Here is a 25228-nt window from a genome sequence, read left to right as displayed (position 1 = left end):
CGTAAGCTCCCGCCAACCGGCGGGAGTTTTTTGCTTAGTTAAAGGCCAAACTTCTGGATAGTTTTGAGACCAGTCTTTTCCACAGCCAACTGCCAATGTCCCTATAAAACTGATATAATAGGATCAGAGCTGCATTTTTTATCCAGGGCGAATATGTAACTATATCATACTTTAAAAAAAGGAGCCGTTGTCATGACGAAAATCCGCAAAGCTATTATTCCCGCCGCCGGTCTCGGAACCCGCTTTCTGCCCGCTACCAAGGCGATGCCGAAGGAAATGCTGCCGATTGTAGACAAGCCGACCATCCAATATATCGTGGAAGAGGCGGTCGCCTCAGGTATCGAAGATATTATTATCGTAACGGGTAAGGGAAAAAGAGCAATCGAGGATCATTTCGACAATTCATTCGAGTTGGAGTTCAATTTGGCCGAGAAGCAGAAATGGGACCTGCTGAATTCTGTCCGTAAATCGTCTGAAATGGCTGATATTCACTATATCCGGCAAAAAGAACCCAAGGGTCTCGGACACGCCATCTGGTGCGCGCGCAAATTTATCGGCAACGAGCCGTTCGCCGTTCTGCTTGGCGACGATATCGTCGAGTCGGATAAACCGTGCCTGAAGCAGATGATCGAGGTCTATGACGAATATAAATCCTCCATCGTTGGCGTGCAGCCTGTCCCATGGGATGAGGTTTCCCGTTACGGCGTCGTTGACGGCACGGAACTTGCGGATCGTGTGTATAAGGCCAATAGGCTTGTCGAGAAGCCGAAAAAAGAAGAAGCGCCTTCCAATCTGGCTATCCTTGGACGGTATATTTTGACCCCTCGAATCTTTGATATGCTGGGAGAGCAGCAGGCAGGAGTAGGCGGCGAAATTCAGCTGACGGACGCCATCGCCCGTCTCAGCGAAGTAGAACGGATTCTGGCCTTCCACTTCGAGGGGGATCGGCATGACGTGGGCGAGAAGATGGGCTTTATCCAAACGACGATTCATTACGCCATGCAGCGTGAAGAGCTGAAGGATGATTTGCTCATTTATCTCAAAAATCTGATCGAAAGCGAAGCGCAAAAGACAGTATCGAAATAATATTTGGAATTTATTATGGCGGTGTGCGTTTACGCGCCCGCGTTACAGCACAGAAATGGCAGTCCGGGAAATGGCCCGGGACTGCCATTTTAGCTTTATATCCAGGGTTTTACATACCTTAATGAGTAGGAGTGGGAGCATTGACCAGAAATATCATGTCGCCGGCCAAGTATATTCAAGGCAAGGGAGAAATCCGTCGGCTTCATCGTTATTGTACCGAACTTAAGGGTAAGAAGGCTTATATTGTCGCCGATGCTTTTGTCTTCGCGAATTATGAGAAGGAGATTTCGGAAGGCTTTCAGGGAGGCGATGTTTCATATGTTCTGCACTCGTTCGCGGGAGAATGCAGCCTGAAGGAAGTGCAGCGGATCGTCGAAGCGGCCAAGGAATCGGAAGCGGACGTTATTATAGGGATTGGCGGCGGCAAGACACTGGATGCAGCCAAAGCAGTCGGTTTCTACAGCCGTCTCCCGCTGATTGTCGCGCCAACCGTCGCCTCCACCGACGCGCCGTGCAGCGCTCTGTCCGTCCTCTATACCGAAGATGGCCGATTGGACAAGTACCTGCCACTGCGCAGTAATCCCGAAAGGGTTGTTGTGGACACAGAAATTGTATCCAAAGCGCCTGTCCGCCTGCTGGTCGCCGGCATGGGTGACGCGCTGTCGACGTACTACGAGGCGCGGGCCTGCCGGCGGTCCGCCGAATCCGGGGGCCGGGATACAAGCACTATCGCCGCCTACGCGCTTGCGCGGGCTTGCCGGGATACGCTGCTGGCCGATGGATTACAGGCCAAGCAGGATGCAGAGAACGGCATACTCTCCAAGGCGGTAGAGAATATTATCGAAGCCAACATCTACCTCAGCGGCATCGGCTTTGAGAGCGGCGGGCTTGCTGCCGCCCATGCGATTCATAACGGACTTACCCTGTTGGAAGAGACACGTCCTGTCATGCATGGGGAAAAGGTTGCTTTTACCACTATCGTTCAACTTGTGCTGGAGAACGCGCCTATACAAGAGCTGGAGGAGATAATAAAGTTTAACCGCAGCACAGGGTTGCCTGTAACCTTGGAGGAGATGCATCTTTCGGCGGAACAGCCGGACAGACTCCGGATTGCCGCAGAGGCCAGCTGTGCTCCCGGTACGCCCATGGACAACATGCCATTTTCAGTAACATCCGACAGCGTAGTGAAAGCCATGCTGGAGGTAGATCAATTGGGGAGACAACTCCCCCTTAAGTCCTGAAGAAGAGTTTATGGTTTTGGAAAAAAAACAAAAAAAACCGGGCACCACCAATAATGGGCGGTACCCGGTTTTTTTCTCGGTATATATAAAACTATAAGTAGCAGTTAAGATCAGGGCTGGATTACCGCGATTTCATCAATTTTAGCCGCCTCTCCGGGATCGGCTGCAATAAGCTTGTTATATACATCCTGATCCTGGGCGCTTTTCAATTTATTCAATCCGGCCAAATACCAACGGGCCATCTCGCGATTAATTGGATCCGAGTAATCTTCACTCAGCCCGGTTTTCAAGGTGTTTACCGCCGTCCGGATATCACCAGAGAGAAATTGCATTTTACCCACAGCCAGCGTAGTGGCAGGCGGAACGGCATTCGTTTGGTTACTGGTCTCTACCATCAGTTGCTTGTAAGCCCCAAGTCCGATATTAAAGTTCGCATTCGCATTTTCTTTGTCCTGCTGGTTAAAGGAGGCCTGGCCCAAGTCATATGAGCGGGCGATTAAATCATAGTACCAGTTTGCACTCCATAGGTCGCCGCGTGCAGCCAAATCAGCGTAACTGCCAACGAGACCCGATTGCAATATTTCGGCTGCAGCCTTGGCATCGCCGGTTACGTGTTTTATTTTTCCGACTCCGAGCGCGATTAGCGGTGTTACAGAGAACGGACGGCCCTGCATCTGTCCGGCAGGCAGCGTCTTCAGATACTCAACTCCGGCAACCACATGGTCGTATGCGGCCAGACCGGTTTGGAAAAACTCCTGCTCCTTGGCAGTATCCTTCTGCAAATGAGCCTGTGTTCCCAGATCAGCCGCCCGGGTAATCAACGGCTCGTACCACTCAATATCCCACTTATATTTATCTGCATTATCTCTGTAAACGGCATATGCTTCTTCGCTCTTGCCCTGCAAATCATATAAAGCAATCAACTGCTTCAACATCATCTTGTTATTTGGCTCATCCTTCAGTCCACGGGTTAGCACGGCGAGGGACTCGGCCGCGAACTGTTCGTTCTTGTTCTGACTGTAGACCTGATTGTCCATCGAAGCGAGAATAATCACTGACTCCGGATGGCTGGGACGGTTTTTAAGCGCCTTGATCAGCGGAGCCTTGATTTCTTCATAAGACTGGCTTGTTTGCGTGATCGCCTTGGCATCCGCAGCAGCATTGGCGGAACCAATATCGCGGAGGGACACGAAGAGCACCGCCAAGGCTCCCACACAGGCCAAGGCCAAATAACCAAAACGCAGCCCCGAAGAGTTCCATTTGACCGCGAGCGTTTTAGCATCCATAGCAGCGGCCATACCCGCAAGCCCGATGAATATAAGCAGGCCCATAAACGCGTAGCTCATATTGAAGTCAAGGACACTGTGAAGCAGAATCGAGAGAGCGATGATCAGGAAGAAAAAGCCGTTCTCGTAATCATCCCGTTCCTTTTGCTTCATATAGCCTCTGATATATTTGTAGAACACAAACAGGATAAATCCCATAAATACGATGAAACCAAGAATGCCGACCTCAATCAAATACTGCAGGAAGAAGTTATGCGCCTGGCGGCTCGTATACGGGTTATTCTGATATTTCTCGTAAAGAGCGGCCCAGCCTCCACCGCCGGCGCCGAGAATCGGATAATCCTTGACAACCTTGAGCGCATCTTTGTAAAAAGTGAAGCGTTCGAGTACACTATGCTGCTGGAAGTTGATATTCTCCAGACGAGTTTCGATATTGTCCGGCAAAATACTGCGCACGCTCGTGCCGATCAGCAGGAAAGCGGCCAGAGCTACCAGCACTGTCGCGCCGATTGGAAGCCAAAGATTGGTGAATTTGCGGCTTGACCAGCTCTCAAGACTCCCTTCTAGCTTAGGAGCTACAAAACGCTGTACCACCCAACATAGAACCGCCGTGACCGCCGAGGCAATCAGCAGATAGGTCCAGCCTTTGACAGCCGCTGACGCATCGGGAACCAGGCTAAGGCGCTGCCCGATCGAAGTGACCGGACTCGTAACCGCCAGGGAGGCAATGCCTGCGATAATAAGGTGAATAATCCACAATATTTGCCGCGACGGTTTCTGGAACAGCAGCAGGAGCACGAATACGACCGGAAGCAGGACAAGCCCGCCCCGCGAGAGCGTCAGCAGCAGCGAAACGATAATAGGTACAAGCATGAAGCCGTTAATAAGCGCGCCATACACCTTTTTCGACCGAATCAGTGCAAATATCGCCACCAACAAGAACGCCATCAGGAAGCCGGCATATGTATTGGGGTACTGAAATATCGAAGTCAGACGCGGTCCGAGGTTGGTATCGTTGAGCACTGCGTCCAGATATTTGCCTCCTCTAACCGTATTCGAGAACCAGCCGATCAGCCCTCCGGCAACATTCCAGGCGCCCAGCCAGTTCAGCAGCCCGAACCAGACAATCAGATAAGCCACTGTCAATACGGCGGTTTGTATGATAACATTAACTTGTTTTTGTCGAAGGAGGTAGAGACTTACAATGAAGACTGCCGCGTACATGCTCTGAATCAGCAGCATATTGACCGCCATGTAGTGCGAAGCGGCAACAAAGAGCGACAGGAAATACGTCAGTGGAAGCAGCAGCACGGCTACCGCCAGCAGATCGCGCTGGTCCTCCAGCTTAAATCTTTTGTAGTAGAGGCCGACCCATAAGAACAGCATCAGACAACCGAGCAAAGCCGCAACATAAATCGGTTTCTCGAAGTCAACCTGCTGCCCGTTAAATAATCCCACTTGAAACGGGGCCCAAAACAAAAATAAAATAAAACCAATTACTAACACCCAAAGCGAGTCGGGTATCTTTTCATCATTTCTCGACTGAGCAGCTTTTTTACCGTATACTGGATTAGCCAACTTTTTAATCTCCTTTTCCTGTAGATACGACAATATTTTAGCATAGTTAGATATGCAGGGGCTACATTGTTAAAGTGATATCATTTTCTATCATAAATCCGGAATAGGTGAAACCGATGAACGAGATTAATAAATATATTCAGAACTTTCTTAAGTATAAAGAGCTTTTAAAACTTTTGGTCATAAAAGAATTAAAAATAAAATATAAAAGATCGGTATTGGGGATTCTATGGAGTGTTTTAAATCCATTATTTATAATGCTGATTATTACTCTGGTATTTCAAGAGTTATTTAGATTTAATATAGAGTATTTTGCAGCCTACGTAATAACCGGGCAAGTTTTATTCACCTTTTTTTCGGATTCTACCAATTTGGCTATGACCTCTATATTTTCTTCAGGGCAAATTATTAAAAAAGTATATGTTCCCAAGTACATTTTCCCATTGTCGAAAGTTACATACTCATTAGTTAATATGTTTTTCTCTCTGTGTGCTGTTTTAGTCGTTTGCCTTTTTACGGGTGTTCATATTAAATGGACTATTATTTTTAGCTTCATTTCAATAGGTTATGTGTTCCTGTTTAGCGTAGGATTGGGTTTGATCTTATGCAGCGTGGTTGTGTTTTTTAGAGATATCGAGCACTTTTACGGAGTTTTATTGACTGCCTGGATGTATTCAACTCCCATTATTTACCCTATGGCGACTATGCCGGACAAGTATCTCTTTTTGCTTTACAGCAATCCGATGTTCTACTTTATCACACATTTTAGGGAAGGATTCTTATACGGACGTATTCCTTCTTTTGAACTGAATCTGCAATGCTTTAATTACGCTTTTGCGACTTTGATTATAGGAGTCTATTTATTTAAAAAGCGTCAGGATAAATTCATACTATATATATAAGGATAAGGTGTAACTATGGCAGATACTATAGTTAATGTTAATGATGCTTCGATGTGTTTTAATATGACAACGGAAAAAATCAGCACTTTGAAGGAATATCTGATAAAGCGGTTTAAACGCCAAATTTCTTATACCGAATTTTGGGCCTTGCAGAATGTAAGCTTTGAGATAAATAGAGGTGAGATTTTTGGAGTGCTTGGACTAAATGGTGCAGGGAAGAGCACTTTGTTGAAGGTAGTGGCAGGAGTATTGAAACCTACAACCGGGAATGTAGAAGTCTCGGGCAGAATGGCTCCTCTTATCGAGCTTGGGGCAGGGTTTGACCCGGAGTTAACAGCAAGAGAGAATATTTTTTTGAATGGAGCGGTATTAGGATATTCAAAAAAAGAGATGAAAGATAAATTTGAGGAAATCGTAGAATTTTCTGAGTTGAGAGACTTTATCGATGTTCCTATAAAGAATTTTTCTTCCGGTATGTACGCCAGACTTGGATTTTCTATTGCTACAGCTACTACCCCCGACCTCTTAATTGTTGATGAGATATTATCTGTCGGAGATTTTAAGTTTCAAGAGAAATGTGAAGCAAAGCTTACCAGCATGGTTGAAAAAGGAACCACCGTTATGCTCGTTTCACATTCCATTGACCAAATACGGGCAATGTGTACGAAAGGTATCATTTTGGAAAAAGGGAAATTGATAAAAAGCGGAAGTATAGGGGATATATGCGATTTTTACTATTCGAAATATAACTAATTGAGGGAGAAATCGGTATTGTTTTTGTATAATGGCTTCTTTTTATTATATTCGATTCTAATTCGCTTAAAAATAAAATATTACCAATTTTTCTTTCCCTTGACTAAAGGCTGCAGTTACCGGACATGGTTCAAGAAGAACGAACAGTACAATGACATTCAGTCTACTTTCAAGTACTCTCCATTGATATCCGTTATTATGCCGGTCTACAACGTTAAAGAGGAATACTTGAGAGAGAGTATTGACTCAGTTCTCCAGCAGTATTATCCCCATTGGGAACTGTGTATATCAGATGATAATTCTTCTGAACCTCATATAAAGAGAGTATTGGAGGAATATGCCGCTTTTGATCCTCGCATAAAAGTAAGATATAGAGAAGAAAATGGGCACATATCGGCTTGTAGTAACTCTGCACTGGAGATGGCGGCAGGGGAGTTTACAGCCTTTTTAGATAATGATGATGTATTAGCCCCTTTCGCATTGTACGAAGTTGTCAGGCTACTGAATACTAATAAAGAGTTAGATTTAATCTATAGTGATGAAGATAAGTTGTTAAATGGAAAGAGATGCTATCCTTTTTTTAAGAAACAGTTTAACATGGATTTATTAAAACAAATGAATTATATATGTCACCTGGCAGTATATCGAACAGCTCTTGTGAAACAAGTGGGAGGACTCCGGATAAATTATGAAGGGGTTCAGGATTGGGACCTGGCTATTCGAATTATCAATCTTTCCAAGAGAGTTGCCCATATCCCTAAAATACTGTATCACTGGCGGATTTCGGACACCTCAACTTCAAGCGGGGAACATCACAAGCCATATGTTAAAGCAGCACGTAAAAGGATGCGCGACGATCTTAATATTTTATTTTAAAGGATGGGTAAAAGTGGGAGTTTCAAATTTGATTCGAAAGTCTATTTCAGTAGTTAAATACGAGGGTTTTAATAGTTTGATGAGGAAGTCGTATAAATACACTAAAAAGAGGCTGCTTAAAACCGGGAGCGCCCATAATATAGCCTATAAAGATGTCTTGTTTATTAATGGATGCACGCTACCGCACCCTCAGCGTTACCGGGTGGATCACCAGATTGAACAGCTGCATTTTAATGGCTATTCCTGTGATACGATTTATTATGAAAATCTGACCATGGAGTCTGTGGGCTACTATAGAGCATTTGTATTTTTCCGTTGTCCTCATACTGAATTGATAGGCAACTTCATCAATAAAGCGAAGTATTTTAATAAAACCGTCTTTTTTGATATTGATGATTTAGTCATTGACTACAAATATGTGAAGGATATCCGTCATTTAAAGAGCTTTAGCCAAGCTGAAATGGATGCTTATATGGATGGTGTTAACCGAACGCGGTTAACTCTCTCCATGTGCGATTATGCCATTACTACAACAGGCCGGTTAGCCGCCGAATTGCAGCCTTACGTGAAGGAAGTATTCATTAACCGAAATGTAGCTTCTGAGAAAATGGTTGAGTTATCTTATACAGCGATCGAGAACCTTCCTTCTCCTGTAAATAAGGGCCGGGTCATTCTGGGTTATTTTAGCGGAAGTATTACTCATAATGAGGATTTTGATTTAATACTGCAACCTATAGTTACCATGATGGGGAAATACGAAAATGTTTATTTGAAGATCGTTGGCTTCCTGGATGTGCCTGAACCGCTGGAAAAATATAAAGATCGGATCATTGCCGAGAAGTTTACGAAGTGGGAAAGACTCCCCGAACTGATTAGAAGCGTCGACATAAACTTGGCACCCTTGGTGGATACTGTTTTCAACGAAGCTAAATCTGAAAATAAATGGATGGAAGCGGCCTTTGTCAAAGTGCCGACAATCGCCAGTAATGTCGGAGCATTTAAAGAAGTTATGAATCACCTGGAGACCGGGGTCTTGTGCAATAATGAAGAGGAATGGGAAAAACATCTTTCCGAACTGATTGAAAAAGAGAGTTTAAGAAAAAGTCTTGCTGAGAATGCATTTAAAGCGGTGAGCCAAAAGTGGATGACCGCCAGATCAGGTTGCCAATTGTTTCAATTTATCCATTCTCGCCTAGCTGAAAACATTGCCTTTGTTCTTCCCTCTACACAGATTAGCGGTGGGGTAAATGTAGTTATCAAACATGCCAATATTCTTAGAGATGCAGGAAAAGATGTTTCGATTATATCCATGAGCGAAGACGATGATAATATTATCAATAAAGATGGGGAAATAAATGTTATCTCCTATCATCGCCACTCTTTCCATGGGCTTTTTGATAAATGTGTTGCTACGTTGTGGACAACAATATCGTTCTTAAACATTTACCCCAAGATCGGCGAGAAATTGTATCTGGTCCAAAACTTTGAAACAGACTTTTATGAGGTAGGCAATTATTCAAGAGTAATGGCCAATCTGACATACAATTCTTTCAACAATATTAAATATATTACGATCTCCAAATGGTGCGAAGATTGGTTGAAGGAGGAGTTCGGAAAGGAAGTAAAGTTCGCACCTAACGGACTTGATCTTTCCCTATTCCGGTATAAAGAGCGTAAATTTGAACCCGGCAAAAAAGTAAGAATTCTGGTTGAAGGGAATTCCAAAGATCATTATAAAAATGTAGATGAAAGCTTTAAAATCGTTAACCAATTAGACCAGGAACATTTCGAAATCTGGTACCTGTCATACAATGGGGAGCCTAAAGAATGGTATCGTGTTGATAAATTCTTCAATAAAGTTCCTTATGACAAAGTCGGTGAGGTATATGGAAGTTGCGATATCCTTTTGAAGTCAAGCAAGCTCGAGAGCTTCTCATACCCTCCGTTGGAAATGATGGCTACCGGCGGTATATCTATTGTTGCTCCAAACGCAGGGAATATTGAATACTTGAAAAACGGGGGGAATTGCCTGTTATATGAACAAGGGAATATTGAGGATGCCCTGCAAAAGATCAAAGCTGTATGCCAAGACAGTGAATTGAGAAAAAAACTGCTGAAATACGGTTTGGAAACAGCCAAGGGAAGAGAATGGGGGAATTTAATAAATAATATTCTTGAACTATATGGATATAACCATAAATCATTAAAAGTATATGAGGATCTATATGAAAAAATGGAAATCGTTTAAGCTGCTGCTTCTTTTTATAGTTGCTTTATATCTGATCAATACGTATTTGGGCAATGCAGGAGTAGTAAGAGAGAGCATGGAGCAAAATCATGATGATCTTACTTTGAGTGAACTAACAGCAGAAATGGAGTTCGGGCAATCTTTTGTCTACAACCAAAATAACTTGTGTGGAGTTTCTATTAAATTAGGCTCGTTCATGAGACAAAATGACGGAGATCTAGTGTTAGGAATAAGGAAGTTCGGGGAAGAGAATGACATATACCAAACCAGCGTGAAGGCGAATAGTATTATTGATAATGAATTTTTTGATTTTCGATTCCCTCCTATAAAACTTTCTAAAAACAAAGAATATTATGTTTATATCAAATCTCCAAATGGCAAGCAGGGAAGTTCTATTACTGTCTACGCCAGTCAAGATGATAATTACAAAGACGGAACTTTATATGTAAACGGCAAACAGCAATCCGGTGATCTTACAATGAAAGTATACTATGATCGAAATATATTTGTTGTCGTCACTGACTATTTAAAAAGAATTTTTTAATAAGGGTCTGGAGGCATTCTAGTGTTTGGACGCTATAAAATTGAAAATATATTTTTATCGATAGGTCTCATTTTTGGATTGTTACTGGTCTTTTTAGTACCACCGCTGCAATCACCCGATGAAGACAGCCACTTTAAAAAAGCATATCTAGTTTCTAATATGCACTTTTTCCCTGAAGTTGGCCCAAACGGAGAAATTGGAAACTATATATCCAAATCAATCGTGGATTTCGAAGACAGTCTAAGATACCTGATTGGGAATATGGATGCCAAGTACAGCTATAAGAGCCAGTACTTCTCTTCTCATTTGGAAGTGGATAAGGGACAATCTGTTTTTATACAATATTCGACATCTCAAGCTAATCCGATCTTGTTCATCCCTCAATCTTTAGGGATGTTTATTTTGAAAGTGACCGTAGACAATCCGCTATTCGGGTTTAACCAAAGCATATCTCCTATAAATTATTTATACATAGGACGTGTATTTAATTTAATATTTTATTTAGTCATGTGTTACTTCTCTTTGAAAATAATACCAATATTGAAAAATGCATTATTACTAATCACATTGATGCCCATGACCTTTAGTCTTGCTTCTTCGTTAAGCTATGACTGCGTTATAATAAGTACAATTTTCTTGTTTGTGGCGTTTGTGCTAAGAATATGTATAGATACAAAAATTACGGTTATTGATAGAAGATTATTTTTGTTTTTCTTAATTTTTTCAATAGTAATTATTCAATTTAAACAAGTTTACTACCCTTTATTTCTTCTAACTCTTTTTATTCCTGTCACAAAATTCCGTAATAAGAAAGCTAAAATCATTTTTATTTCTTCGATGATTGCCGCAGGTGTAATATCCTTGTTATTATGGAGTGGGCTTACGAACACCTTGCTTCATAAAGCAAAAGCTGTCTCGGATAATCACTCTTTGGATCAAATTAAATTTATTTTGCATTCACCTTTTCAATACGCTGAGATTTTATTCAATACATTTAAGAGTAGCCTTAAATTTTACTTTGTTGGCTTTGTTGGAGATTTAGGATGGCTGGATACAAATTACCCTTATTTATTTTTGATTCTTTATTTTGCAGCTATCATTATTTCTGCGTTTTTTGATAATACCGAATTTTCGGTTAGAATCAAGTTGAAGGTGTTTAGCTTTACACTCAGCTTTATAGTAATTATTTTAATAGAAACAGCACTTTATGCGATTTGGACATCCTTGGACGGTATGGGTGGAGTGGGTGCTGCTTTGGTCACGGGCGTTCAAGGCCGTTACTTTATTCCTATCTCAATTACTATGCTCATTATTTTTAAGAACAACTTTTCGTCCCAAAATAAATTTATAAATAGTCTATCAAACAAAATCAGTTTTTTAGTGCCCCACTTCATTGTTTTTTCAATGATATTGACGATCCTGATCATATTAATAAGATACTGGATCCCAGTAGTTTAACTAAGAGGTGAAATATTTGAAAGTATTAGGGATTATACCTTGCTACAACGAAGAATCAAACATAAAACAACTGATTAATGAGTTGTCTGCCTACTCTGATCAACTGGACATTATTATTATTAACGATTGTTCCAAAGATAAGACGTCGCAGCTTTGCAAGGAAGAAAATGTAAATGTCATTGATTTACCCTGCAATCTAGGCATAGGGGGTGCGGTTCAGACAGGTTATTTGTATGCCAAAGCAAAAGCATATGATATAGCCGTGCAAATTGATGGGGATGGACAGCACGATCCTAGTTACATTAGCGAACTCATAAGTCCTCTTGTAAAAGGAGAGGCGGATTTTTCAATTGGTACCAGATTCTTGAAGAGGGAAGGTTTTCAGTCATCTGGTATAAGACGAGTAGGGATTGTCTATTTCTCCATGCTTTTAAGAATGCTGACAAAGACTCAAGTAAGTGATCCTACTTCAGGCTTTAGAGCATGCAATAAAAAAATTATTAATTTTTTTGCGGAAAATTATCCGACTGATTATCCCGAACCAGAATCGATTATGGCTCTTAGCAGAAATGGTTACAGAATAACAGAAGTGCCGGTCAAAATGAGAGAGCGAAATGGTGGGAAATCTTCTATTAGAGCTTTTAAATCTTTCTATTATATGATTAAAGTAACAATTGCAATTGTTATAGACTCCACTAGAAAAAAACAGATAAATTGAGGGAGAATAAATGTTTCCATTTAAACTTCAAATAACTTTAATAGTTTTATCCATTTTACTTTTGTTTCTATTAATAAATATGATAAAAAAATATGAGCTCCAACTTCGTTATGCATTACTTTGGATTTTTTTGGTTTTTTTGATGTTAATAGTGTCTATTTTTCCCGGAATAGCATTTTATTTTACCCAAGCCTTCGGCTTTGAGACACCTTCAAACTTTGTATTTCTGTTAGGTATACTAAGCGCTCTTATAATAATTTTCAGCCTTACTGTATCAATTTCTAATTTAGCAAATAAATTAAGACAGATATCGCAGGAAGTAGGATTATTAAAAAATGAAATTGAGAAAATGAAGAAGAACTAATTATATGAGGTGATCTTACGTTACGGTCAAACAATATGAACATAGTGTATCTTACTCTAAATGTTCTTATGTTAGTATCTGGACAAGTTTTATTTAAAATTGGATTGGAGAAATTAGGTGGAGTTAACCTGAATAATGCTTGGAAGGCTATTTTTAATACTTATATTATATTTGGTCTTTTATTATATGTTTTGGCTACTTTAGTTTGGTTTGTTGTTCTTTCTCGAGTGCCCTTAAGCATAGCTTATCCAATTCAAAGTATTGCTTATGTTTTGGGGATTTTAGCTGCTTTCATATTATTTAATGAGCCAATATCATTTATGAAATGGATGGGTATGATTATTATAGTTATTGGGGTGTACATAATTTCTATTTATTAATCCCAAAAGAGTAATAATTAGCCAGTGGACTACTGGTGTGTACAATTTTATTGTGACAATGATTGGTAATAATGCATATAATAATTACAAGTTTATATATGATGGATTTTGGACAAAAGTTATACAATGATTTGACTATGCTTTATTAAGCAACACTTAGTGAAAATCAAAAGGTGGTTACCCATGAAACTGCTCATCACCGGCGGAGCCGGCTTTATCGGAAGCAATTTTGTTATCTATATGCTTCAGCAGCATCCCGATTACCAAATCGTAAATGTGGATGCGCTCACGTATGCAGGCAACTTGGAAAATTTGAAATCGGTCGAAAATCATCCGAATTACACGTTCGTTAAAGCGGATATCACAGACGTTCAGGCGATGGACGCTTTGATTGGCCAAGGTGTCGACGTGGTCGTGAATTTTGCGGCGGAGTCGCATGTGGACCGGAGTATTTTGGAGCCGGATGTGTTTGTGAAGACGAATGTGCTCGGGACTCAGGTGCTGCTGGACGCGGCGAAAAAGCATAAGGTCACCAAGTTTGTACAGGTATCGACCGACGAGGTGTACGGTACGCTTGGGGCGACCGGTCTGTTCACGGAAGAGACGCCGCTGACGCCGAACAGCCCCTATTCCGCCAGCAAGGCGGGCGGGGATTTGCTGGTACGCGCTTATCATGAAACGTTCGGTCTGCCGGTTAATATTACGCGCTGCTCGAATAACTATGGTCCTTACCAGTTTCCAGAGAAGCTCATTCCGCTGATGATCTCCCGCGCTTTGGCTGACGGGGCTCTGCCGGTGTACGGCGATGGCTTAAACATTCGCGATTGGCTCTATGTGGAGGATCATTGCAGCGCGATCGATCTGGTCATTCACAAAGGTGTGCTGGGCGAAGTGTACAACATCGGTGGCAATAATGAGCGGACGAATGTGCATATTGTTAAGACGATTTTACAGGAGCTGGGCAAGCCAGAATCGCTAATTACGTATGTGCAGGACCGTCCGGGGCATGATCGCCGCTACGGTATTGACCCAACGAAGATTATGAACGAGCTGGGCTGGAAGCCGAAGCATACGTTTGAGACGGGGATCAAGGAAACGATCCAATGGTATTTGAATAATAAAGAATGGTGGACCCGCATTCAGTCCGGAGAGTACCAGAAGTATGCTGAAAAACAATACGGCAGCCGCTTGGGGGATGCCCTGTAATGGCAGCGAAGGTTCTTGTAACGGGGGCGGCGGGACAGCTCGGCCGTGATGTGGTGCTGCTGCTGGAAAGCCGGGGGTATGAGGTGCTGGCCTGCGACCGGCAGGAGATGGATATTACCGATCTTGACCAGTGCGGCAAGGTTATTGGAGAATTTGGCCCAGAGGCAGTCATTCACTGCGCCGCGCATACGGATGTTGACGCTGCAGAGACGGATGTTGACGCTGCATACTTGATCAATGCTGTGGGGACGCGCAATGTTGCGCTCGCATCGGAGAAGGCCGGAGCCAAGCTGGTCTATATCAGTACGGATTATGTGTTCGACGGACAAGGAAGCCAGCCGTATCATGAATACGACAACACCGACCCTAAGAGTATCTACGGCAAGTCCAAACGAGCCGGGGAAATTCTGGTGCAGACCTTGTCGTCCAAGTATTTTATCGTCCGCACCTCGTGGGTGTATGGAAAGTACGGGAATAATTTTGTCAAAACGATGCTGAAATTTGGCCAGGAAAAACCGGTGCTGCAGGTCGTGGATGACCAAAAAGGATCACCAACGTATACGGTGGATTTGGCGAATTTTCTGCTGGAATTGATCGGGACGGAAAAGTATGGTATTTACCATGTCTCCAATACTGAGGTTTGTACGTGGTATGAGTTCACCCAGGCGATTTTTGCTGAGGCGGAGGAAATTCTGGGGCTTAAGTTTACCGCTAAGCTGGAGCCATGTACGACGGAACAGTTTCCACGCCCGGCTCCGCGTCCGCGCAATTCGGTGATGGAGCATTTGTCGATCCGGACGAACGGTCTGCAGGATTTGCGGCCTTGGCGGGAAGGTCTTAAGGCATTCTTGACTGAACTGCGGGATTAGTATAAGGAAGCCTAGAACTCTCGGTCTGCAAGTCGGGCCGGGAGTTTTTTTGTTAGAATATTAGACTACGTAAGCTGCGGACTTATACATCGACGAAAGGACGTATCAGTGTCTTAACTAAGACGCCGACAGCCGTTTCTTCCTGTTTAAGGATCATCGGTTTTCCATTATAATGGCCTTATGACCAACAAAACCGTAAGTATACATATCGTAACCTACAACAGCGAAGAGGATATTATCGATTGTCTGGAAGCCGGGTTCCGGCAGGATTATCCGATAGAAAAAATCATCATAGTGGATAACGCTTCAAGTGACCATACGGTGGAGCGGATTCAATCGAGGTACAAAGTTGCTATTGAATTCGGATTAACCGAAAAGCCGGCGTCGGGCGTTACTCATACTCATACGGAAACTCCAGCTACCCGAACTGAACACCCATTATTCCCTCTCTACCTCCTGCAAAATAAATCCAATACCGGCTTCACCCCCGCCCACAATCAGGCGATTGCCGTGAGCGATGCCGATTACGTGCTGGTGCTGAATCCCGATGTTACGCTGGCGCCGGATTATGTGTCCAGGCTGGTTGCGCGGATGGAAGCCGATCCCGGAATCGGCAGTGCCACCGGAAAGCTGCTATTCAAGGTGGACCCGGGGACGGTGGACAGTACGGGGCTGCGGATGAATAAGGCGCGCAGGGCTTTTGACCGGGGAGCAGGGGAGCCGGCGGAGAATTGGCTGGAGTCGGGCGAGGTGTTCGGCGTATCGGGCGCGGCGGCGATGTATTCACGGCGGATGATTGAGGAGATCAGCGTGAACGGGGAGTTTTTTGACGCGGATTTTTTTGCCTATAAGGAAGATGTTGATGTGGCGTGGCGGGCGCGGCTGCTGGGCTGGAAAGCGTATTACGACGCGGATGCGATAGGGTACCATGAACGGGGCTGGAAAGCATTGGGCCGCAGCGGGAAGCCCCTGTTTATCCGGAGAATCTCTTACATTAACCGGTATAAGATGATTTTTAAAAATGAGCCGGTCCGGACCATGCTCCGAACGGTTCTATTGTCTCTCCCTTACGAAATCGCCGCTCACGGATATATGCTGCTGAAGGAGCCGGGTTTGTTCAAGGCTTGGGGGAGTTTTTTTGCGGAATGGGGTTCACTGAGAAAGAAAAGAAAATGGGTTCAGGACAGAGCGAAGCGTGAGAAAGGAAGAGACCGATGAAATCTTGCGGAAGCATCGAAGAGGTAAGGGCCAATATCGACAGGCTGGATCGGCAGATTGTGGCGCTGCTGTGCGAAAGACATCTGTACGTAAATGAAGCGGCCGCGTTCAAAAAGGACGCCGACGCCGTCAAAGCTCCGCAGCGTGTGGAGCAGTTAATTGAAAAGGTGCGGACAACAGCTGCGGAGCATGGCGGCGATCCAAATGTCATCGAGCAAATCTATCGCGGCATTGTATCAACATTTATAGAGCATGAACTGCGGCTTCATCGTGACATGGCGAATGAAAAGGGCGCTCAACCGCAGGCGGATTGACGGGAGCGAACAGGAAAAGAGACGTAGCCGAGCGGATAATTTAGATAATCGTACTCCAGCATTTTTGTAAAATGCTTACTTGAGCATCCCGTTACTCAGCGCGGTTTTATGCTATAATATTGTCGATAGATTACTATTTTTGTCTGGAGCGTAAGCAAAAGTGAATATCGATGTCAGCATCATCATTTTAAATTACAATACGTGCCGCTTGACGGTGGACTGTCTGCAGTCGGTATATGACTCGGAAACGCAGTATACCTATGAAGTCATTGTGATCGACAACCATTCTTCCGACGACTCGGTGGAAGTCATAAGAGAGCAGTTTCCGCAAGTGAAGCTGATTGCCAACCAGGAGAATACCGGATTCGCGCGGGCGAATAACCAGGGGATGGAGATTGCCTCAGGACGCTATGTGCTGCTGCTCAATTCGGATACGGTGGTGCAGCGGAATACGCTGGAGACGATGATTTCCTTGATGGACCGCCGGCCGGAGCTCGGAGCTTCGGGGTGTAAGGTGATTTTGCCGGACGGAAGTCTGGATAAGGCATGCAAACGCGGATTTCCGACTCCGGCGGCTTCCTTCTATTATGCGTTTGGATTCAGCAGACTGTTTCCTGATAATCCGCGGTTCAACGGCTACCAGTTGGGATATCTTGACCCTGACAAGGAATATGAGGTCGATTGTCTGGTCGGCGCGTTCATGCTGGTAAGGCGGGAGACGATCGAACAGATCGGTGGGCTGGATGAGACCTTTTTTATGTACGGCGAGGATCTGGATTGGTGTTACCGGATCAAGGAAGCGGGCTGGAAGATTTACTATTATCCCAAAGCTTTCATCGTGCATCTTAAGGGCGGCAGCGCACGGCGCAGACCCCTTAAGATCATTTATGAATTTCACCGCGCCATGATTATCTTTCACCGTAAGCATTACAGCAAGCAGTATTCTTTTCTAGTCAATGGGGCCGTATATGTAGGGGTAGGCGTTAAGTTAGCCGCAGTCCTTCTGCGCAATGCTCTGACGCCCGGACGGCGGAAGGAAGTGCCTGTGCCAAGCCTTACTGCTGCGGGCGAAGCCGGAGCGCGTTCCGAATCGAATGCCGAGGTGAGATTATGATCCGCCGCAATCAGCGGTTTTTGACACAGCTTTATATGGTCGCCGACTTTATTATCATTCAAGCTTCCTTTCTGTTCGCCTGGTGGCTCAAGTTCAAGAGTGGCTGGATGCCTTACGAGAATCATATGACGGTGGAATCGTATGCGTACTGGAGCTTGATTTATGGCGGAATCGCCGTGCTGATCGGTATCCTGCTCACGCTCTATATGCCCAAGCGGAAGAAGCGGTTTGCCGATGAGTTCCTGAAGATTTTCCAAGTGCATGTAATGGGTATCTTCATCCTGCTTGGCCTGATGTATTTTGTGAGAGAAATCGATATCTCCCGTCAGTATTTGACTATCTATATCGGCACGATAATGCTCTCGACCATGCTGTACCGGTATGTGCTGAAGAAGATGCTGAAGTCTTTCCGGGAAAAAGGGTTCAACCGCCAGTTTGTGCTCATTCTCGGGGCGGGTACCTTGGGCAGAAGAATTTACGATAATCTCGCCCAGTACCCTGAGCTCGGTTACGAGATTATCGGGTTTCTGGACGATTACCAAAGTTGGGATACCCTCGACTCCCAGCACTACAAGCCGATTCTCGGCAAGCTCGACGAGCTGCCGGCTATGCTGGAGACGATGCTGATCGACGAGGTAATTCTTGCTCTGCCGCTCGATGTGCATCACAAGTTTCCCGCCATTATCGCGACCTGTGAAAAAGCTGGGGTTCGCACGCTGATCATTCCGGATTTCTTCGATTACCTGCCCGCGCGTCCGTACTTCGATAATTTTGCCGGGCTGCCGATGATCAATGTGCGCGACATTCCGCTGGACATGACGGCTAACCGGATGGCCAAGCGGTTGTTCGATATTATATTCTCGCTGTTCGCCATTATAGTGATGAGTCCGATTATGCTGATTGTGACGCTGGGAGTGAAGCTGACTTCGCCAGGGCCGGTGATTTTCCGGCAGGAACGGGTGGGACTCAACCGCCGGACGTTCACAATGTACAAATTCCGCTCGATGAAAATGCAGCGGGACGGTGAAGTGGATACGGGGTGGAGTACGAAGCGTGATCCGCGCCGCACCCGGTTTGGGACGTTTATCCGCAAGACGAGCCTGGATGAGCTGCCGCAGTTCTTCAACGTGCTGTTGGGCCACATGAGCGTGGTCGGTCCGCGTCCGGAACGCCCCTATTATGTGGAGCAGTTCAAGGGAGAAATTCCGAAGTATATGGTCAAGCACCATGTACGTCCCGGAATTACCGGCTGGGCGCAGAGCAACGGCCTGCGCGGCGACACCTCGATCGAGGACCGGATCAAGCACGATATCTTCTATATTGAGAATTGGTCGCTGCTGTTTGATATCCGGATTATTTTCAAAACGATCCGCAACGGCTTCGTCAATAAAAATGCGTACTAACCCGAGGCTATCATACATCTCTTTCCCCGCTCCCGCCGCATCAAGGCGGGGCGGGGAATTATTTTTTACACCCGGCTGCCAAAGGAATGCTGCACATGAAGCAGAACGCAACCATATCCTGTGCACCGGAAAAAAGCGAAAAAATGTTCGTGTTTTTTGCTTCTTTAAATTGACACGCCCATCCGGCTATTTTAACATATAAGAAGCAATAAGCGCCGCGGCTGAAGAGCGGCCTATTCATTTCAACCGAATAAGGATGGAAGATCATGACTGTGGTACGACAAATGATTGAGACCTGGCGCCATGTATTCAAGCTGGACCCGGACCGAGCGATTAGTGAAGAGGAATTGAGGGCGGTTTGTCAGTCTGGTACGGACGGGATTTTGGTAGGCGGCTCTACAGGCATCACCTATGACAATACCGCCCGCCTCATGTCCGGAATACAGCGGTACGGTGTACCGTGCGTCTTGGAGGTATCCGATCTGTCCGCCGTCGTGCCCGGCTTTGACGCCTATCTGATTCCGATGGTGCTGAATTCACCTGATCCGGCATGGATTGTCGGCCACCACCAGAGAGCCGTCGAGCGCTACGGCGATTTTATCCCCTGGGAGCTGCTGCTGACCGAGGGTTATATTGTGCTGAACGGAAATTCCGCCGTGGCCCGTCTGACCGGCGCGGATACGGGGCTGTCAGCAGACGGAGCGGCCGCCTATGCGCATATTGCCGACAAGCTCATGACGCTGCCCATCGTCTATCTGGAATACAGCGGCAGCTTTGGAGATGCGGAGACGATGAAAGCCGTACGTGAAGCCGTAGGCCATGCGCGTCTCTTCTACGGCGGCGGAGTTACCGGACCGGATCAAGCGAAGCTTGCGGCCTCTCTTGCCGATACGGTCGTCGTGGGTAACATCATTTATACCGATATCGGACGGGCCCTGTCGACGGTCGAGGCGGTCAAATCAGACGCTGCAATCTAGTGAATAATATAGTAGTTCTGTACAGAACTACTTATGAAATAAGCGATTTAAGTTACCTAGAAAGGGGCATGTCCTACATGCAATCCGTTAATATACAAGACGCCGTAACCCGGCTTAATCCTCCCCAGCGCCAGGCGGTCGAGACAACAGACGGTCCGCTGCTTATCATGGCCGGAGCGGGGAGCGGCAAGACGAGGGTGCTGACCCATCGCATCGCTTGGCTGATCGCCAATCGTAAGGCTCCGCCTTGGGCGATTCTTGCCATTACGTTTACGAATAAGGCGGCAAGAGAAATGCAGGATCGGGTGTCCAAGCTCGTAGGCCCGGAAGGCCGCGATATTTGGGTATCGACGTTCCACTCCATGTGCGTGCGGATACTGCGGAAGGATATTGAGCGGATCGGGTTTACGTCCAATTTCTCCATTCTGGATTCCACGGACCAGCTTTCCGTTATCCGCGCGTGCATGAAGGAACTGAATATCGACACGAAGAAGTTCGAGCCGAAGGCGGTGCAGTCGATGATCAGCACGGCCAAGAACGAACTAGTGACGCCTGCGCAGTATGAGATGAAGATCGGGGATTATTTTGAAGGCCTCGTTGCCAAAATATACACGATGTACCAAAAAAAGCTCAAAAGCAACAACTCGCTTGATTTCGACGATCTGATCATGACGACAATCCAGCTCTTCAAGGAAGTACCCGAGGTGCTGGATTTCTACCAGCGGAAATTTAAGTACATCCATGTGGACGAGTATCAGGATACGAACCGGGCGCAGTACATGCTCTGCCGCATGCTGGCCGACAGCCATCATAATATTTGCGTCGTCGGCGACAGCGACCAATCGATCTACCGCTGGCGCGGCGCCGACATCAGCAACATTCTGAACTTCGAGGAAGATTACCCGGAAGCCAAAGTCATTTTGCTGGAGCAGAACTACCGCTCGACCTCGAACATTCTGAACGCCGCGAACGGCGTGATCGCGCTGAATACCGGACGGAAGCCGAAGAAGCTGTGGACGGATTCGGAGGAGGGGCCGAAGATCAAGGTTTACCGGGCCGATTCCGAGCATGACGAAGGCTATTTTGTATCCGGAGAAATCAGTAAGAATGTAAAAAAAGGAAATTCATACCAGGATCATGCGATCCTGTACCGGACCAACGCGCAGTCGCGGGTCATAGAGGAAATTCTCATTAAATCGGATATTCCATACCAGATTGTCGGGGGCATTAAGTTCTACGACCGCAAAGAAATCAAGGACCTGCTCGCTTACCTGCGGCTGCTGTCCAATCCCAACGACGATATCAGCCTGACCCGGGTGATCAATGTTCCCAAAAGAGGACTCGGCGACACGACGGTCGCCAAGCTTACCGATGCGGCGGCAGCCCGGGGCGTCTCCATCTTCCGCGTGCTGGAAACGGTGGACGACCTGGGATTTGCGGGACGGACGCGCAACGCGCTGGTCGAGTTCTACGACATGATTCTGGCGCTCCACCGGATGGTCGAATTTCTGTCGGTGACGGAGCTGACCGAGAAGGTGCTGGAAATGTCGCAGTACAAGCTGGAGCTGCAGAAGGAGAACACGATCGAATCGCGCTCCCGCCTGGAGAATATCGACGAGTTCCTGTCTGTGACGATGGAATTTGAAAAAAATAACGAAGACAAGTCGCTCGTGTCTTTCCTGACCGATCTGGCCCTGATCGCCGACATCGACAGCATGAACGATTCGGATGATGACCGCAGCGACGCCGTCGTGCTGATGACGATGCACAGCGCCAAGGGATTGGAGTTTCCGGTCGTGTTCATCGTCGGCATGGAGGAAGGGGTATTCCCGCACAGCCGCGCCTTCCAGGACAATGATGAGCTGGAAGAAGAGCGGCGGCTGGCGTATGTGGGCATTACCCGCGCCGAGAAGCAGCTATTCCTCTCCTGCGCGCGGGCGCGCACGCTGTTCGGGCGGACGACGGCCAACCCGCCGTCCCGCTTCCTGGACGAGATTCCGGAGGAGCTCAAGGAAGACACCGTCATGACCCATGACCGCTTCCGCCGGGGCACCGAGGCGGGCGGAGCCTATGGCGGCCGCGGCTTTGGCGCAGGCGGCCGCAGCAATTTCGGCGGCGGCCGGGGCGGAGCCGCCGCAGGCTACGGCGGCGCTTCGGCGTCCGCGGCGGCTGGGCGCAGCCGCGTGACCGTGACCTCGGGCGGGGCTGCGGCCCGCCCAGCGGGTGGGGGAGCGCCCGCCGATTTCAAGGCGGGCGACAAGGTCTCGCACGGCAAATGGGGCGTCGGCACCATTGTCGCCGTGAAAGGCAGCGGCAACGACACGGAGCTGCAGATTGCTTTCCCGGCGCCGGTGGGCGTGAAGCGGCTGCTGGCGGGATTTGCGCCGATCTCTAAGGTGGATTGAGCGTTTGGCTGTGGCGTTCGGCTATGGATGGTGCGGCTCCGGTATAGAACTGCAAGCCGCCGCCCGGCGATTAAAGAACCGGCTTTTAGAACAGGCTGAAGAATAAGGAAATTATTTGGTATGGCGGAGGGAGTCTCAAGCATGGACGCAATGCATACGATGGAAGAGCTTGTGGCGGAGCTGAATAAATATAACTATCATTACTATACGCTCGATGCGCCGCTCATCAGCGACAAGGAGTACGACGCCCTGTACGACAAGCTCGCCTCCCTTGAGGCGGAGAGCGGGATCGTCCTGCCCGATTCGCCGACCCAGCGCGTCGGCGGCGAGCTGCTGAAGGGCTTTGTCCCGCACCGGCACTTAGCTCCCCTCTGGAGCCTTGACAAAGCGCAGAACATTGAACAGCTCCGCAATTGGAACGCCCGGGTTCTTCGGCTGGTGAACGACTATAACAGCAAGAATCCCGAGCAGCCCCTTCCGGAGCCCCGCTATGCCGTAGAACTGAAATTTGACGGTCTGACGCTGAACCTGACCTACCGTGACGGGAGGCTGGTTCAGGCATCCACACGGGGCAACGGTGTTACAGGCGAAGGCATTCTAGCGCAGGTGAAGACGATCAAATCCGTTCCGCTGACCATTCCCTTTAAGGAAGGCGTCATTGAGGTGCAGGGCGAGGGCATCATGAACTTGTCGGTGCTTGCCGATTACAACAAGACGGCGGCGGAGCCGCTGAAGAATGCGCGTAACGGGGCGGCCGGAGCGCTGCGCAACCTGAACCCGAAGCTGACGGCGGAGAGGCGGCTGAATGCTTTTTTCTACAATGTTGGCTATTCGGAAGGCGTCGAGTTCCATGATCATCAGGAAATGATGCAGTTCTTGCGCGACAACCGGTTCAAAGTTAATCCTTACCTTACATACTTTGACAACTTCGACGAAGTGTCGGAGCAGTTAGCCGAAATTGAGGAGGGCCGCTCCAAGCTGGATTACCTGATCGACGGAGTCGTCATCAAAATTACCGATTTCCGGATTCGCGAAGTGCTCGGTTATACGGACAAGTTCCCCCGCTGGGCGGTCGCCTACAAGTTCGAGGCGGAGGAGACGACCACCATACTGGAATCGGTCATCTGGAATGTGGGCCGCACCGGCAAGGTGACGCCGCTGGCCCGGGTCGAGCCCGTAGAGTTGGCTGGTGTTACCGTCCAGAACTGTACGCTTAACAATATCGGCGACATTGAGCGGAAAAATCTGAAGCATGCGCTCGGGACGCGTGTCTTCATCCGCCGTTCCAACGACGTCATACCGGAAATTCTTGGGAAGGTGACTGAAGAGAAGGATGGCGGGGAGATCATTTATCCCGAGCAATGCCCGGCCTGCGGTTCTCCGCTGGAAATGCGGGGAGCGCATCTGTTCTGCAATAATAAGCTGAACTGCAAGCCGCAGATCGTTGCGCGGATCACCCATTATTCCTCCAGGGACGCGATGGATATTGAGACCTTCAGCGACAAGACGGCGGGGCAGCTGTACGAGGAGCTTAACGTTCGCGAGCCTGCGGACCTTTATGAGCTGACGCTGGAGCAGTTGGTGAATTTGGAACGGTTCGGCGAGAAAAAGGCAAGCAATCTTCTTCAGGCGCTCGAAGAGAGCAAGGGACGGGACCTCGCTTCTTTCCTGTACGCGCTGGGAATCCCGAATACCGGCAAGGCGACGACCAAGATGCTGGCCGATCATTTCCGCGATCTGAACGCCGTTATGACGGCGAGCGCGGAGGAGCTCTCGGCGCTACCCGATATCGGCGGCATTGTGGCTGAGAGCATCGTTTCCTTTTTTGCCGATCCGTTCGTCGTTAACGGCATCCGTCGCCTGCTTGATTTGGGCGTTCAGGCCAAGGCGCCGGAAGCGCCGGCCCCGGTCGCAAGCGATTCCTTCTTCAGCGGCAAGACGGTTGTGCTTACCGGATCGCTGCAACAGCTGACCCGCGAGGAAGCGGCGGAGAGGCTGGAAGCGCTGGGCGCCAAAGTCACCGGCAGCGTCTCGAAGAAGACCGACCTCGTCATTGCCGGAGAGAAAGCCGGCAGCAAGCTGGCCAAAGCGCAGCAGCTCGGTATTCCGGTCATCGAAGACGAGGAAGAATTGATCCGGCTGCTGGAGGGCGGAGCGCCGTCCTGATATTCCGGCAGTTTCACACAAGGGTTGTCCCATAAGCCATACAATGGCTAGGGACGCCCTTTTTACTTTTTCCCGGATCAACAGGATTAAGAAAGCTTTGGAAGTTTTAAAATTATTTTTTC

21 protein-coding genes are annotated in these 25228 nt (G+C 47.2%); 20 read left to right on the top strand and 1 reads right to left on the bottom strand.

Annotated elements, in window-relative coordinates; translation table 11 throughout:
• Positions 1-192 precede the first annotated feature (192 nt).
• Complete coding sequence (galU, locus tag VK70_RS19905; RefSeq protein WP_025699770.1) at positions 193-1086, top strand: UTP--glucose-1-phosphate uridylyltransferase GalU; 894 nt, start codon at positions 193-195, stop codon at positions 1084-1086.
• A 140-nt stretch (positions 1087-1226) separates the two neighbouring features.
• Positions 1227-2327 (top strand): glycerol dehydrogenase, encoded by a 1101-nt coding sequence (locus VK70_RS19900; protein ID WP_025699772.1) that lies wholly within the window; start codon positions 1227-1229, stop codon positions 2325-2327.
• Positions 2328-2437: 110 nt separating this feature from the next.
• Here VK70_RS19900 and VK70_RS19895 read toward each other — a convergent pair whose 3' ends face one another.
• The gene (locus tag VK70_RS19895; RefSeq protein ID WP_046723655.1) at positions 2438-5191 is read right to left on the bottom strand and encodes an O-antigen ligase family protein; all 2754 of its coding nucleotides are present in this window, start codon (positions 5189-5191) and stop codon (positions 2438-2440) included.
• A 116-nt stretch (positions 5192-5307) separates the two neighbouring features.
• On the opposite strand from VK70_RS19895, the gene VK70_RS19890 reads away from it, so the two are divergent.
• From VK70_RS19890 to ligA, 18 genes are all read left to right on the top strand, one after another.
• A complete protein-coding gene (locus VK70_RS19890; protein ID WP_051505202.1) occupies positions 5308-6093 on the top strand; it encodes an ABC transporter permease in 786 nt (261 codons plus the stop codon).
• A gap of 15 nt (positions 6094-6108) precedes the next feature.
• Complete coding sequence (locus tag VK70_RS19885) at positions 6109-6846, top strand: ABC transporter ATP-binding protein (RefSeq protein ID WP_025699249.1); 738 nt, start codon at positions 6109-6111, stop codon at positions 6844-6846.
• Between the two features lie 198 nt (positions 6847-7044).
• The gene (locus tag VK70_RS19880) at positions 7045-7722 is read left to right on the top strand and encodes a glycosyltransferase family 2 protein (RefSeq protein ID WP_144415277.1); all 678 of its coding nucleotides are present in this window, start codon (positions 7045-7047) and stop codon (positions 7720-7722) included.
• A gap of 13 nt (positions 7723-7735) precedes the next feature.
• Complete coding sequence (locus tag VK70_RS26705; protein WP_025699247.1) at positions 7736-9970, top strand: glycosyltransferase; 2235 nt, start codon at positions 7736-7738, stop codon at positions 9968-9970.
• Positions 9948-10514, top strand: a complete 567-nt coding sequence (locus tag VK70_RS19870; protein WP_025699245.1) for a hypothetical protein — start codon at positions 9948-9950, stop codon at positions 10512-10514. Before VK70_RS26705 ends, VK70_RS19870 begins: the two co-directional genes overlap by 23 nt.
• Positions 10515-10535: 21 nt before the next feature.
• Positions 10536-11972, top strand: coding sequence for a DUF2142 domain-containing protein (locus tag VK70_RS19865; protein WP_025699244.1), 1437 nt, complete (start codon positions 10536-10538; stop codon positions 11970-11972).
• Between the two features lie 7 nt (positions 11973-11979).
• The gene (locus VK70_RS19860; RefSeq protein WP_324607953.1) at positions 11980-12690 is read left to right on the top strand and encodes a glycosyltransferase family 2 protein; all 711 of its coding nucleotides are present in this window, start codon (positions 11980-11982) and stop codon (positions 12688-12690) included.
• 10 nt (positions 12691-12700) lie between these two features.
• The gene (locus tag VK70_RS29585) at positions 12701-13054 is read left to right on the top strand and encodes a DUF2304 domain-containing protein (protein ID WP_025699240.1); all 354 of its coding nucleotides are present in this window, start codon (positions 12701-12703) and stop codon (positions 13052-13054) included.
• Between the two features lie 35 nt (positions 13055-13089).
• Entirely contained in the window at positions 13090-13434 is a 345-nt protein-coding gene (locus VK70_RS19850) for an EamA family transporter (RefSeq protein ID WP_025699239.1), read from the top strand.
• A gap of 183 nt (positions 13435-13617) precedes the next feature.
• Positions 13618-14640 (top strand): dTDP-glucose 4,6-dehydratase, encoded by a 1023-nt coding sequence (rfbB, locus tag VK70_RS19845; RefSeq protein WP_025699238.1) that lies wholly within the window; start codon positions 13618-13620, stop codon positions 14638-14640.
• Positions 14640-15509, top strand: a complete 870-nt coding sequence (rfbD, locus tag VK70_RS19840) for a dTDP-4-dehydrorhamnose reductase (protein ID WP_025699236.1) — start codon at positions 14640-14642, stop codon at positions 15507-15509. Before rfbB ends, rfbD begins: the two co-directional genes overlap by 1 nt.
• Positions 15510-15689: 180 nt before the next feature.
• Positions 15690-16727, top strand: a complete 1038-nt coding sequence (locus VK70_RS19835; RefSeq protein WP_025699233.1) for a glycosyltransferase family 2 protein — start codon at positions 15690-15692, stop codon at positions 16725-16727.
• Positions 16724-17041 (top strand): chorismate mutase, encoded by a 318-nt coding sequence (locus tag VK70_RS19830; RefSeq protein WP_025699232.1) that lies wholly within the window; start codon positions 16724-16726, stop codon positions 17039-17041. Before VK70_RS19835 ends, VK70_RS19830 begins: the two co-directional genes overlap by 4 nt.
• Before the next feature lie 166 nt (positions 17042-17207).
• Complete coding sequence (locus VK70_RS19825) at positions 17208-18155, top strand: glycosyltransferase family 2 protein (protein WP_025699231.1); 948 nt, start codon at positions 17208-17210, stop codon at positions 18153-18155.
• Positions 18152-19558 carry an undecaprenyl-phosphate glucose phosphotransferase gene (locus VK70_RS19820; RefSeq protein WP_025699229.1) on the top strand — a complete coding sequence of 469 codons (1407 nt, stop codon included), beginning with the start codon at positions 18152-18154 and terminating at the stop codon, positions 19556-19558. Before VK70_RS19825 ends, VK70_RS19820 begins: the two co-directional genes overlap by 4 nt.
• Before the next feature lie 266 nt (positions 19559-19824).
• Positions 19825-20535 carry a heptaprenylglyceryl phosphate synthase gene (gene pcrB / locus VK70_RS19815; RefSeq protein WP_036642510.1) on the top strand — a complete coding sequence of 237 codons (711 nt, stop codon included), beginning with the start codon at positions 19825-19827 and terminating at the stop codon, positions 20533-20535.
• Positions 20536-20612: 77 nt separating this feature from the next.
• Positions 20613-22940 (top strand): DNA helicase PcrA, encoded by a 2328-nt coding sequence (gene pcrA, locus VK70_RS19810; RefSeq protein ID WP_046723652.1) that lies wholly within the window; start codon positions 20613-20615, stop codon positions 22938-22940.
• A gap of 141 nt (positions 22941-23081) precedes the next feature.
• Positions 23082-25106, top strand: a complete 2025-nt coding sequence (ligA, locus tag VK70_RS19805) for an NAD-dependent DNA ligase LigA (RefSeq protein WP_025697350.1) — start codon at positions 23082-23084, stop codon at positions 25104-25106.
• Positions 25107-25228: the final 122 nt, after the last annotated feature.

The organism is Paenibacillus durus ATCC 35681, from assembly GCF_000993825.1.
Taxonomy (GTDB): Bacteria; Bacillota; Bacilli; order Paenibacillales; family Paenibacillaceae; genus Paenibacillus_AQ; species Paenibacillus_AQ durus_B.
The sequence above is the reverse complement of the archived record's forward strand: the minus strand, read 5'-3'. Positions and strand labels throughout refer to the sequence as shown.